Below are 13,002 nucleotides of genomic sequence, written 5' to 3' on the forward strand. Positions count from 1 at the left end.
AGCTTCTGCTCGATCCTTTCAGTAAGGCGTTGTTTTTATTCTGCGGAAGACGCTGTGACAGGATCAAAGGTTTGCTTTGGGAGGGCTTATCCGCATATTCGGATAAGAGGGCGACGGTTTTCTGCTGTTGTACAAACGACTTGACAACGGAAGATTCCAGTGGCCGCGCAGTGAATCAGAAGCACTTTTGCTTACATCGCAGCAGATACGTTGGCTTCTGGAAGGTTTGAAGATCGAACAGCCGAAAGCTATCCGTGAGGGAAAACCCGGTGCTTTGTATTAAGATAAAGCCCCTGAAATATTCAGAATATGTGCTTGAAAAGCCCCTCTTTTCGTGGTATCATAAATGTATCATCACGAATGGAGGGGTGCTTTATGTCCGAACAGAATATGACATCGGAAATCGTATCGCTCCGTAATGAAAATGCTGTTCTCAGAGAAGAACTCGCACTGGCAAATCAACAGCTTGAATGGTTTAGAAAGCAGATATTCGGAAGAAAAACAGAGCAAACATCTGTTGTTATGGAAAAGGAATTCGGTGTTCAGCTTTCCATGTTTGGTAATAACGGAGAAAAATCCGCAGCTAAATCTGCCGAAACAGTTACTGTTCCCGAACACAAACGCAAGAAAAAACGCACTCACGATGAATGGATGAGCAATCTGCCTGTAAAAGAAGAACATCACAAAATTGACAACCCGGTATGCGAAATATGCGGCGCCGAAATGGAAGAACTGACTCCCGAAAAGGCTTACGATGAACTTGTATTTACGCCGCCAAAATATCATATCCGCAGGCATATAGTACATAAGTACAAGTGTCCCGAGTGCGGAGAAAAGCCCGAAGAAAGGGACGAACCTTGTCATATCATCCGTGCGCCATATCCTCACGCTATGATCCCGGGAAGCTATTGCTCTCCCGAACTTCTGGCTCATATCATCTACGAAAAGTATGCGAAATCTGTGCCCCTGCACCGTCAGGAAAAGGACTTTAATTCAAAGAAAATTCCTCTGCTGAAAGCTACGATGTCAAACTGGGTAGGTACAGCCGCTGAAAAATGGTGTATGCCGATCGTGGAGAAAATGCATGAGATGCTTATCGCAGGGCAGATGATCCACGCAGATGAGACAACAGTGCAAGTCCTTCACGAGGAAGGCAGAAAAACCACATCGGTATCGAGGATGTGGGTGTACTGCAATGGCAAGATGAACGACCGCAGTATCATCATTTTCGATTATCAGCCGACACGAAAGGGTGAGCACGCCTCGAATTTCCTGAAAGGATTTATCGGATATCTTATCTGTGACGGATACGATGCCTACAACGCGGTAGAGGGCGCGAAAAGATGCGGTTGTATGACTCATGCAAGGCGTGGTTTTATTCAGGCTCTTCCGAACGACCAAAAGCTGCACAACACTTCTGTTGCGGCAAAGGCAGTAGAATATTTCAACAAGATATATCACGAAGAAAGTCTGCTTGCCGACAGCTCCGCAGAATACAGATATGAACAGCGCCTTGCGAAGGTAAAGCCTTTGCTTGACGAGTTTTTTGCGTGGCTTGAAACTGTTCAGGTCAGCGGTAAGGGCAAGCTGACAGATGCGGTGAGATATGCTCTGAACGAACGGAAATATCTTTACACGTTTCTTGAAAACGGAGATGTTCCTATTGACAACAACAGGGCTGAGAATGCGATAAGACCGTTTGCTGTCGGCAGACGCAACTGGCTATTCAGCAACACAGCCAACGGAGCGAAAGCGAGCGCGGCGCTGTATTCGATCATATCAACAGCTCAGGCTAACGGGATCGATGCTGAGAAATACCTGACCGAGCTGTTTTCACAGCCTGCGGGAACGATATTATTACCATGGAGGGAAGAAAATGAAACTTAGTAATGAAGATGCAAAGCTGTTTTATGAACTGTTTTTTCCACTGCTTGACTATGTGAACAGAGAATATCATATACTTCCTGAGGAAGATTATTTCGGGCAAGGAATGATCGACCCACAGGACGCTGCGGAGGTTGCCCACTTTTTATGGGAACGAACATGGATAATTGATGATTATCTTGAGCGATCGGATCTGCCCGAAGAACACATGGAGATACTTAAAAGCTGGAAAGGGTGCATCACCGGCAGATTTATCATTGAGCGACATTTGAAAAAGGGATCGGTATTTATATCGATCGATGACAATTCTGTTTTTCTTGTAAACGGCATTGTCAGCAGTTGGGAGGAAATGCTGAGAAATGCACCGATGCCAACTTTGCTTGATGCAACGCTTCTGCCATTTAAAAATGCGATCATTTCCGATGGCCTGGTATCTGTTATGCCGATCATATTCGGTCCGAACAGCAAAGCTGATTTCAAAGAAATATACATGGACGCAAAGAGAAATGGAGAAATCAAAGCCAGAATATGATGTTACAGCCGGGTGTTATCTGCCCGGCTGTTTGCTTTTATGATGCGGGGGGTTATACGCTTACTTTTATTCCGTTACTTCGTAAGCGATATATACGGATGTTGATCCCTTGCAGGGTATTAATTTTAGGTGTGCGAGATATTATGCTTACGACATTTCTCTTTCAAGCCTTCTTTTTATCACAAACAACTCATACTTTGTGAATGATGTACGATTTTAAACTTATCAATATTAGCGCAAAAAATATTAAATTTATGACAGAAAAATTGCATTAATGTCAGACAGATCCTTGTTTGTGAACATACATTTTCTATGCTATCGATCCTGTGAAACTGCGCAGTTCTGGGGTTTTATGTGTTAAACGCTTATCTTATAATGATTAAAAGATTTGTGGTAATTATAATCTAAAAAGTAAATAGTTGATGACTAAAAGGTGATAAATAGCAATTTTTGGCATTGTCAAAATGATAATAAGCAAAATTTGATTAGAACCAATCACTAAAAAATTATAAAATATAATCAAATAATACAGCAGTTAACATTGAGCCGAAAGGGTCAATGTGCTGTATCATTTAAGTATCTGTTTATAGTTTTAATCTTTGTTAGAACGAGAGGAGAATAGCTTATGAAGAATGTTTTAAAACGTGTTTTAGGCGCTCTTGTTGCCGGTATGGTGATAGTATCGCCTCTGTCTGCAGTTGCACCTGCTATCACAGCTTATGCCGATAAGACACTTACGGCCAGCCCTTCACACACACAGGAAGTTGGCTGGTACAACGACTACCACCACGAGATCTGGCAGACAGATACCCCTAATTCTTCTACAATGACACTGCACGATAATGACGGTGGTTTCGGCGCACAGTGGAAATGCGGACCTAACGGCTCAAGAGGTAGCTTCATTGCTCATCGTGGTATTTACTGGGGTCTGAATAATCCCAATACTTACAAAGACTATAGTGCTATATACTGTGACTACGATTGCATCTGGTATTCAGGTTCATCCGGTAACGCCATGATCGGTATCTACGGCTGGGCGCAGAATCCTCTGGTAGAGTACTACATCATTGAAGACTGTAAGAACTGGTCTCCTGCACAGGTTCCTTCTGCAGAGTATAAGGGTTCCGTAAATATCGACGGCGGTGAATACAAGGTTTACACAATTTCAAGAAATAACTATACCATCGAAGACAATAAGAGTTTCACACAGTATATCAGCATCCGTCAGAACACAAGAACCAAGGGCACCGTCAACGTTTTAGATCACTTCAAGGCTTGGGAGAACCTGGGTATGAAGATGGGTAACCTGTACGAATGTGTTTTCGACATTGAAGGCTGGGAGTCCGATGGTCAGGCTGAACTTACTATGAATATGCGTGTAATCGGCGGTGGCTACCATCACCCTGAAGATAATTCCGTTCAGAACGTAAATATGGAATACAACAGCCAGTACAAGCAGATGAGATTTACTTGGGACGCTGTAAATGGTGCTGACAGTTACGGCGTAGCTGTTTATCTGGCAGGCAAGTGGAGAGTTCAGGAGGAGAATATCACCGATACAGTTTACACTTCTCCCAAAAATCTCACCCCGGGTAAGACTTACAAGGTCGCTATCGCTGCAAAAGTTGACGGCAAATGGGACACCGCAAATGCTATCAAAAACGCTGTGACTTTTACTGTAAAGTGATAGTTCCATCAGCAAAATAATTTTATAAACCAGAACGGATAGCCGTCTGCAACAAGCGGGCTATCCGTTTTTGTTGTGTAATGAATTGTGCGGCTTTATGTATGACGCGGGGGGTTATACGCTTACGTTTTATTAACAAAAAATGACCTAACTTTGGGTGTGGTCAGTTGGTAATGAATACTGAATAATGACAAAACCTCCTATGGCTATTATACCACAGGAGGTCTTTATCATTGTTTTAACAGAACAGTTTGCTTCAGCCGCAGGGGAGAAAACGATTGTAAACAGGTTCAACGCTTAATGTTTCAATGCAATATAAAGCATTATTTTTTAGAAAAACCAAACATCTCATATAAATCACGACCTCTGGCTTCTCGAACATAAAATTCCAGGTAGTATTTTCCGTTCTCTTCGTACGTGTAACAATTAGTAAAATATCCTTTATCAGCACATTTTATATCGAATATTTCTAAGATTTTCTTGTCTTCATGACCAGTTGGAGTGACTATATTGAAGGTTTCGGCTGCATGAACATTCTCGTTTCCTTCAAACTGTTTTAAATATTCGATCTGCGCGTCAACGCTGTCAAATCCTTCTGATATAACAAACAGCTCTCTATTAAAATATGCTTTGCTTATATCAAGATCAACATAATCCATGCCCACTCTTGACCACAGGGTTTTTGTTTCCTGAGCGGTAAACGTTGTTTTTTCGTGCAGTCGGGTATTATTATAAATGCTATAAACAATAGAACCAGAAAAATATAACACTATTGCTAAAACAATAATTTTAATAATATGCTTTTTTTTTAATCTTAACACATGTTACCTCCAATTACTAAAAAACTAGTGGATCTGTATCTATACCGAAGTTACATTTGCCTGATATTTTACCGTGTTGAAAGTATGACCTTGCGATACCGGCTAAATGCATTTTTGCAAATTCACAATCATTAATAGCTAATAATTTCAGAACTGGAATATCTAATGTTGTAAAGTTTTTATCTATGTCCCAATCATAATAATCAATTACATTGTATGTATATTCCATAGTATAAGTATCGCCCACTCTTTTGACTTTAGCAATTACAGCTCCACTAGCATTATTAATTGTACAAAACCAATTCGCTTCATTAACCATTAAAAGCGGATTCCAAATCTTAACGTCACCGTCTAAAGCTCTAAATGAAATACATGCTTTCTTAGAAGCTAAAATAACAGCATCTCCATCTTTTAGTACATTTTTTGCATAATCAGCTACAGCAGATAATGCTACTTGATAACGATACGAACCAGAATTGGTTAGTAAAAATGATCTAATTTCAAGACTACTAAGTTCTCTATCTTTTCCAGTATTATCTAAAAACCAATCCATTGCACTTGCTGCTTCACCAAATACTCCGCCTTGTGGTAGAGTAGCAAATTCTGCCTTTGCTTGTTTACGTTCAGATTTGAGATCATTAAGTATATCGTCCGGAAAATCAACATATCCATATAACTCGTTAAGTGTCTTCTTATCTATATCGGCTGGATAATAATCAGCTGTTGCATAACTAACCACTTTGGCTTGGTCATTTAAAAATCCTTCATCAAGTTCTTTTCTCATTTCTTTAATGAGTGAATCATTATCAAAATCGTCAACTTCCTTTAGCATATCAAAATATGGCGGTTGCTCTAAAGGATTAGCATCACGATCATCTGTAAAACCGTCGTCATCAGAATCTTTTTCAGTTGGATCGGATATTACAGGGAGCAACTTGATTTTATCGAACATATTCCAATCTACGGCACCATATTTAATAAATGATTTTTTTAGAGCCGTCATATCTTTTTTATAGTATTCTTCCATTTCCGGAATAGTACGTAAAATAGCATGACCATTAGAATTCCACTCTATTTGACGGTAATCCAGCTCCTGCAGATCAATCAGTCCATCTCCATCGAAATCAGGATAATCGGAAAAGTTGAACTGACTGTCGTCACCGTTATGTTTGTTGTAATATACTATATAATCATTCGTGATAGAATCTTCGTTCAGATGTATCTTTTTCCAATTATTAGGAAGAACAGTAAGAAACTCATTTGGATTTTTTCCGTGTTTACCTATAATAAAATTAGAAGTTTCTTCACCAAAATCATATTTAGACTTGATCCTAATTCCGCCTGTATTTTTTGTCACGGTAGCATAAGGATCCGAAGATATCATTACTGCGGTCATATTATTTTGATCAAGTAAATCAGTTATAACACCTTCTGTAGCATTAACATTAATAGCAGTTTTTTCGACAAATACATAATACCGATCGGCATTCTCTCTCATACAATTGCTATAGTTTGTCATCAAACTACTCAAATGGGTCTGATATTTAAGACTACTTGCAGAAATACTAGAAGCTACAGGCAATATTCTATCCAGTATTTCTTGCAGCTCTTCTTCATTTTCTGCATATTTGATCTTTTGATCAGTTACGCCAAGAGTTCCGCTATAATTAGCTACATAAATACGTACATTTCCATTTCTGCCATACTCATTAAAAAGACTAGTCGCTGTATCCATGATAGCATCTTCGATTTTATTCTGGTTGTCAGTACCCTTTGCATAAGCGTGGAACACCACATCAATAGGAGTATTGTAAGTGTTCTTGGCACCAGTCAGCGCAGTAGCACTAATTGGTACACCCAACATACCAACAGGACTTGGCGAAGTATTCACAGTTTGTAATTCCTCTGGTGCGATGCCCAGATTTTCAAACCACTGTTCCATATCTACAAGGCAGTATGTACCAAGTCCGTCAACTTCAGCAGTGACTCTGTTGTTTTCGCAAGTCGTTTCAACAGGCAGGAGCATACCAATATCATCATAATATTTGAAAACATTTAATCTATTTATGCCGTCAAAAGCATCTGAAACCTCAGCATACTTGCCATTAGTGTTGTCTGTGAAGTCGTCCTTGATATCGAAATTCAGCGTTACATTATCGATCACAGCGCCTTCTTCACACTCAAACTCAGGAACAACTCCGACAACCATATCACTTTCAATAACACCTGAATATCCGCTTTCATCGACATTTAGTGAAGAAATCGCATTGCCTGAAGCTGTTATATCAAGGGAAACCTCGAAAGCGTTGTCATCGGTGTTAATTTTTGAAAGGACTTCCGAACCCGCATCGATGTGCTCAGTTGTCTTTTCCTCAGCCGAAGTATTTCCGTCTGAAGAACCGGACTCCGAGTTAGTATTCTGCTTACAAAGTCTGCTCAGCTCGACAAGATCCATAATATCGACCTTACCGTCATAGTTAACATCAGCGTTTTCCAGATCCAGTTCATTGTTACTCACCATATTAACGAGCCACTTTTGCAGAAGATCTCTGTCATCTGAATTAACCACACCATCGACATTGACATCGCCTTTAATGCAAGCAATGGGGTTTCTATAAATGTTATTGCCGCCATTTTCAATATTTGCATATGACTCACTGCCACTAACAACAGTTTTGGGATCATTAACATTTACCCAGCCGTTGCCGTTAGGAAGACTTGCTTCTGTTGCAATATTTTTGAAATTTTTGCCCAAAGCAAGATTTTTAATTCTTCCACAATAGCCAAACATATTTTTCATAGTTGTAACTTTGCTTGTATCAAAACTACTCAGATCAAGCTTAGTTAGACTGCAGCAGCCATAGAACATACTGTCGAACGTTGTAACTTTGCTTGTATTAAATCCACTTAAACCAAGTGTTTTCAGGCTTGAACAACCCCAGAACATACAAGTCATATTTGTAACATTGCTTGTTTTGAATCTGCTAACATCAAGTGAAGTTAAGCCGGAGCAGCAGCAGAACATACAAGCCATATTTGTAACACTGCTTGTATCAAATCTGCTAATATCAAGTGAAGTTAGATTAGTACATCCATAGAACATGCAGTTCATATCTTTGACTTTACTTGTATCTGCTTTCGAAAGATCAATAGAAGTACAATTTACATATTGATAAAAAAGACGACTGCTATCTTCGGGAAGAACTGTTCCAGATGCAGCTACAACAGATTTAACATTTTGCGCAAGGTATACTTGTAATTCGCTTTCTCTTAAAATATCACCGTCGACCTTGCCTTTGAGTGTAAGTACACCTGTTGCCGCATTAAAAGAATAACAATCCCCACTGGCATTAGCAGCCTGTGCGGTAATGCTATGTGTTATAACTGGCGCACTATTGCTTACAGTTCCCGATAGCATGCATAATGACAATACTATCGCCAAAAATCGTTTCCCTTGCATTTTATGCCCTCCTAAATAATATAGTACATTGAATATGATAAATACTCACAATATTGATATTATCACACATTAATAGTGTTGTCAATACCAGTGGAACTTTCTTCTTTCCCTTTCATTCCTTCTCTACAAAAATATAATGATATTAATCTCTACTTTGCATTTAAGTGTAAATATAAAAAAACAAATCAATAAGCAGTAATCAAATCTTAATCTGGTTAACTTAAATATTATACTTCAAAGCATTTATCTATTAAAAACTATATAAACAGAATTCCATGATATAATGCCGTTTGACATTTTTCGTCACCCTGCCCATACCTTCCCCTGTGACACTTGTGCAACTATCTGAAACTCAATTTAGAATCTTAACACCGGTGTATATACCGTCCCTCCAGAGCCATCTGCACGGACTTTCAGAGCCGCCTTACCGCAGCTTGAGAGCCACCCTCACGGAGAGTAGAGCCACTTTGCGAAAAATGGTATAATATCAAAAGCACATCTCATGATGTGACTTTGATATTAGGAGGTCCTGATATGACAAACTATCGGGAAATTTTGAGGCTTAAGTCGCTTGGATACAGCCAGCGCAGCATCGCATCCGCAGCTAAAGCCTCACGCAACACCGTCAGCGAAGTGCTGAAAAAAGCAGAGCAGTTAAATATTTCGTGGCCGCTTGACGATGATGTAACTGATTCTGTGCTTGATGAAATGATTTCTGAAAAGCACAACACCACAGGCAAGGTATATGCTGCCATCGACTACACCTACATCCATCGCGAGCTGTCCAAGAAAGGTGTTACCCTCACACTGCTTTGGCAGGAATACTGTGAGCGTGCCTACGCAAACGGTGAGAAGCCTTACATGAGTACGCAGTTTGGTGACAAATACCGCCGCTGGGCTCGTGTGACTAAAGCGACCATGCGTGTTACGCACAAGCCCGGAGATACCATGCAGGTGGACTGGGCGGGCGGAACTATTCCGTATTATGATTCGATCACAGGTGAAGAGTACAAGGCTTATCTTTTTGTTGCTGCGCTGCCGTGCAGCGGTTATCTCTATGTGGAAGCCTGTACAGATATGAAGCAGGAAAACTGGCTGATGTGCCATGTTCATGCTTATGAATACTTCGGTGGTGTGACTCGTGTTCTTGTCCCGGATAATCTCTAATGTTAAGCTTAACATTAGAGATTTAATGTTAAGAGGCAGTTAATGTAAAGTGGAGTATCTAAAGTCCACAAATATAACGATAATTGTTTTTCAACTTTACATTAATATGATATAATGGAATCAATCTTAGAAAGGAGAAATTATCATGATTGATTCCAATTGTGCAATGACACTGTATGATGCGATTCAATTTTTTCGGGAATACATCATACAAAACTACGGAGCTGATTCTGAAACAGCCAAGACCTACATCCGAATAGCTGATGATTTTCAGCACTACGCAGGAAATAAGGAAGCTTTCTCATCCCCTGAATCAATTATCCAAGAGTACTATGTTCTGACTATAGGTGTGCCGCCTTTTCAATCACCGCCATCGAAATATAAAGAACGCAGTGCACGAGCCATTCGGATGATCCAAGACATTATTACTGCTAACGAGCCAAAACGCAGGTATCTTAACTATCGATCAGTCTGTCCGGTACCATACCAAACTATCCTCAGAAGATATGAAATCCTTATGAGAAATGATCAAAAGAGCAATGGTACAATATATACGCGTTCCGGACGAATGAAAGTGTTTTTTGTTTTCTTGGCGGGAAGACAATGCACAGCGTTGGGTAGCATTACCCCAAAACTATTTGCAGACTTTGTATCCTCACTAAATAATGGATATTCATCACAGGGAAAGGCCTCTCTTTTATATACTCTCAGGAACTTCTTTTCTTATGATGTATTCTTGGAAATGCTTTCATTTGATCCTTTCCCATTCTTGACAGGGATCCATTCAAGAAAGCATGAAAGGCTGCCTTCCATTTACACGGCAGATGAAGTGCGACGTGTTATGAATGCGGTTGACAGGAGTACTCCCTGGGGAAAAACAATATATCTTATGATGCTTTTTGCATGTGTATATGGTCTTCGTTCAAGTGACATAAAGGCTTTGTCTCTTGAAAACATAAATTGGAAAAGCCGATCTATAACTATTACACAGTACAAGACTCACAGAGAGGTTACATTTCCTCTGACAGATGAGATTCTTTTCGCACTTCTTGACTATATCAAGAATGCTCGCCACAATTCAGACAGTCGGAATTTATTCATAAGACTAAGAAAACCGTATATTCCATACTCAATGAATGATCATTTTGGCGACAAGATTTTTAAGTACTTCGAGATCGCAGGTGTTGACACGAAAGGAAAGCACCATGGTTTGCATTCTCTTAGGCATAGTCTGGCAACAAACCTTTTAAGTTCAGGGATTCCGGTAAATGAGATCGCAGTCATACTCGGTCACACATCTGCAGCATCCACCAAAACATATGTCTGGTCAGATATTGAGCATCTCCGGATAGCAGCATTGGAGGTGCCGAAAAAATGATCAATGACAAGGAATTTCTTAAATTTGAAGAAGGTTTCTTCAAACCATACTTTGAAAAATTCATAGAGTTCAAGCGTGGAAAAGGCGAAAAAGTCGCTCATTCAACAATGATTCGCTTAAGGAAATTGAATAATTCGCTCAATTCTTACCATGAAAACCTTATATCCACCAAAATGGTTGAGGAGTTACTGGCTCCACATGATGGATTAAGCGAATTAGAACGCCAATACATAGTATCGAATCTCCGTCAGTTCTGTTCTTTTGTGGCACTTCTCGGAGTTGATGCAGTCGATGTTCCGCGAAAGTATATGCGGACGGTAAAAAGTGAATTTCGCCCATATATTTTCAGTGATACAGAACTTCAGCGACTAGTTAATGCAGCCGATACGCTCCCTACAGCAAGAAGATCCAACACTCATAAACTGGTATATCCCGTACTTGTTAGAATACTTATAGGCACCGGAATGCGTATAGGCGAAACACTTGCACTGACCAGGGATGATGTCGACCCATTAAACGGCATAATTCATGTGATCAATGGTAAAAATGGTGTTTCAAGATATATCCCCGTATCTGAATCTTTGAAAAAAATTATCTGGGACTATGCCAAAAACATTGATATGGCTTATGGAAACAAACCATTTTTTACGTCCTCATATACTGGTGGACATCTTACATATGATGCCATGAAATACATGTTTCCCAAAATGTTTAAGGTAGCCGGTATATGTACAGCGTCCGGAAAAACACCCAATATTCACTCCATCCGCCATACATTCTGCACCAGAAGCTTGGAAAAAATGCTAAAAAGCGGAATGGATATTTATACTGCAATTCCAATACTGGCTGCATATGTCGGCCATGTGAACTATTTGGATACAGAAAAATACATTCATTTTACTGAGCAAGATCATGAGTATCTCTTGCAAAAAGAATCCTCCCTACGGAGTTTATTCCCGGAGGTGAAAATATGAGTGGTGATTTTTCTTTTTATGTACAGCGATACTTTATGTCATACCTGATGAAACAGCATAATTATGGGCAAAACACAATCTCATCATACAGGGACACTTTTAGATTGCTGCTTACATTTATGTCAGAATCCAACAGAGATATATCAAAGAAGTCTATCAATGAAATTGACTACGAAATGATACTCGAATTCCTTACATGGCTTTCAAGTGTTAGAAATAACGGGATATCTACAAAAAATGTAAGGCTGGCGCATTTAAAATCATTCTTCCGGTATGTAATGATGATTTCACCGGAGCATTCCTGGCAATGCAGTAAGATACTTGGTATACCATTTGGTAAGGAAGATAAAAAAACTCCTGCATGTATGTCCATGAATGGTATAAAGCAGATACTTTCTTCAATTGATGCATCATCTGACGAAGGTCTGCGCCACTTGGCGATTCTATCTTTACTATACGATTCTGCCTGTAGGGTTCAGGAAATCATTGCTCTGAATGTTATGGACTTCCAACCCGGTCGATGCTGCAGAATTTACGTACATGGAAAGGGGAACAAGCACCGATCTGTTCCTTTGCTGGATGAAACCGAAAAGATCGTTTCAAAGTATATCAGGCAATATCGCCTTACACCTGAGTCTCCTTTATTCTGTAACAGAAAAGGTGATAGACTAACAAGGCAAGGTATACGGTATATCATAAGAAAATACTCCAAAATAGCGAACGAAACTGTTCCGGGCATTATAGACGGTTCTGTTTACCCACATAGGATGCGTCACAGTAAAGCCACACACCTTGTGGATAATGGCGTAAATATTTATAATGTCCGAGATTTTTTGGGACATGAATCAATAGCAACCACTCAGGTTTATCTTACTACAAATCCTGAAGTCACAAGAAAAGCAATTGAGTCGATAGCTAAGAAAACAGTACCGGAAAGTCTCGATTTCTTTTCCGAGGAGAAGAAAGACGATTTGCTATCGTTCCTTGATGCATTGGGGTAGCATTCTCTTGTTAATGTAAAGTCAGTTTTGATGCGATGCTAATAAAAACCGCCTTGTAATGGCTGACTTTACATTAACTGCCTCTTAACATTAAATCT

Annotated in this window: 9 protein-coding genes and 2 pseudogenes; 9 read left to right on the plus strand and 2 right to left on the minus strand. The window is 39.8% G+C overall.

Going from position 1 to position 13,002, the window contains the following annotated elements:
• Positions 1-5: 5 nt before the first annotated feature.
• From BM265_RS21140 to BM265_RS18405, 5 genes and pseudogenes are all read left to right on the plus strand, one after another.
• Positions 6-71 (plus strand): annotated as a pseudogene (locus BM265_RS21140) (hypothetical protein); the annotation flags it as partial.
• 47 nt (positions 72-118) lie between these two features.
• A pseudogene (gene tnpB, locus BM265_RS21145) lies at positions 119-283 on the plus strand (IS66 family insertion sequence element accessory protein TnpB); the annotation flags it as partial.
• A 92-nt stretch (positions 284-375) separates the two neighbouring features.
• A complete protein-coding gene (gene tnpC, locus BM265_RS18395; RefSeq protein ID WP_074963403.1) occupies positions 376-1,887 on the plus strand; it encodes an IS66 family transposase in 1,512 nt (503 codons plus the stop codon).
• Positions 1,877-2,416: a hypothetical protein gene (locus tag BM265_RS18400; protein WP_074963404.1), complete on the plus strand. Its 540-nt coding sequence runs from the start codon at positions 1,877-1,879 to the stop codon at positions 2,414-2,416. The genes tnpC and BM265_RS18400 overlap by 11 nt, the downstream gene beginning before the upstream one ends.
• 625 nt (positions 2,417-3,041) lie before the next feature.
• Positions 3,042-4,103 (plus strand): glycoside hydrolase family 11 protein, encoded by a 1,062-nt coding sequence (locus tag BM265_RS18405; protein ID WP_081358525.1) that lies wholly within the window; start codon positions 3,042-3,044, stop codon positions 4,101-4,103.
• Between the two features lie 323 nt (positions 4,104-4,426).
• Here the strand turns inward: BM265_RS18405 and BM265_RS18415 are convergent, their stop codons facing one another.
• Positions 4,427-4,924, minus strand: coding sequence for a hypothetical protein (locus BM265_RS18415; protein ID WP_242940905.1), 498 nt, complete (start codon positions 4,922-4,924; stop codon positions 4,427-4,429).
• Positions 4,925-4,940: 16 nt separating this feature from the next.
• A complete protein-coding gene (locus BM265_RS18420; RefSeq protein WP_074963405.1) occupies positions 4,941-8,384 on the minus strand; it encodes a BspA family leucine-rich repeat surface protein in 3,444 nt (1,147 codons plus the stop codon).
• 534 nt (positions 8,385-8,918) lie between these two features.
• On the opposite strand from BM265_RS18420, the gene BM265_RS18425 reads away from it, so the two are divergent.
• The 4 genes from BM265_RS18425 (at position 8,919) to BM265_RS18440 (ending at position 12,904) form a co-directional block, all read left to right on the plus strand.
• Entirely contained in the window at positions 8,919-9,551 is a 633-nt protein-coding gene (locus BM265_RS18425; protein ID WP_207647015.1) for a DDE-type integrase/transposase/recombinase, read from the plus strand.
• A gap of 145 nt (positions 9,552-9,696) precedes the next feature.
• Positions 9,697-10,929: a site-specific integrase gene (locus tag BM265_RS18430; protein WP_074963110.1), complete on the plus strand. Its 1,233-nt coding sequence runs from the start codon at positions 9,697-9,699 to the stop codon at positions 10,927-10,929.
• Positions 10,926-11,903 (plus strand): tyrosine-type recombinase/integrase, encoded by a 978-nt coding sequence (locus BM265_RS18435; protein ID WP_074963111.1) that lies wholly within the window; start codon positions 10,926-10,928, stop codon positions 11,901-11,903. The genes BM265_RS18430 and BM265_RS18435 overlap by 4 nt, the downstream gene beginning before the upstream one ends.
• Entirely contained in the window at positions 11,900-12,904 is a 1,005-nt protein-coding gene (locus BM265_RS18440; protein WP_074963112.1) for a tyrosine-type recombinase/integrase, read from the plus strand. The genes BM265_RS18435 and BM265_RS18440 overlap by 4 nt, the downstream gene beginning before the upstream one ends.
• The last annotated feature ends 98 nt before the right edge of the window (positions 12,905-13,002 follow it).

The sequence above is a fragment of the Hominimerdicola alba genome (genome assembly GCF_900112155.1).
Classification (GTDB): Bacteria; Bacillota; Clostridia; order Oscillospirales; family Ruminococcaceae; genus Hominimerdicola; species Hominimerdicola alba_D.

What these genes read in the sequence shown, in the direction of transcription:
- tnpC (WP_074963403.1), top strand. Translation starts at nt 376, where the DNA reads ATGTCCGAACAGAATATGACATCGGAAATCGTATCGCTCCGTAATGAA.
- BM265_RS18420 (WP_074963405.1), bottom strand. Translation starts at nt 8,384, where the DNA reads ATGCAAGGGAAACGATTTTTGGCGATAGTATTGTCATTATGCATGCTA.
- BM265_RS18440 (WP_074963112.1), top strand. Translation starts at nt 11,900, where the DNA reads ATGAGTGGTGATTTTTCTTTTTATGTACAGCGATACTTTATGTCATAC.
- BM265_RS18400 (WP_074963404.1), top strand. Translation starts at nt 1,877, where the DNA reads ATGAAACTTAGTAATGAAGATGCAAAGCTGTTTTATGAACTGTTTTTT.
- BM265_RS18435 (WP_074963111.1), top strand. Translation starts at nt 10,926, where the DNA reads ATGATCAATGACAAGGAATTTCTTAAATTTGAAGAAGGTTTCTTCAAA.
- BM265_RS18425 (WP_207647015.1), top strand. Translation starts at nt 8,919, where the DNA reads ATGACAAACTATCGGGAAATTTTGAGGCTTAAGTCGCTTGGATACAGC.
- BM265_RS18430 (WP_074963110.1), top strand. Translation starts at nt 9,697, where the DNA reads ATGATTGATTCCAATTGTGCAATGACACTGTATGATGCGATTCAATTT.
- BM265_RS18405 (WP_081358525.1), top strand. Translation starts at nt 3,042, where the DNA reads ATGAAGAATGTTTTAAAACGTGTTTTAGGCGCTCTTGTTGCCGGTATG.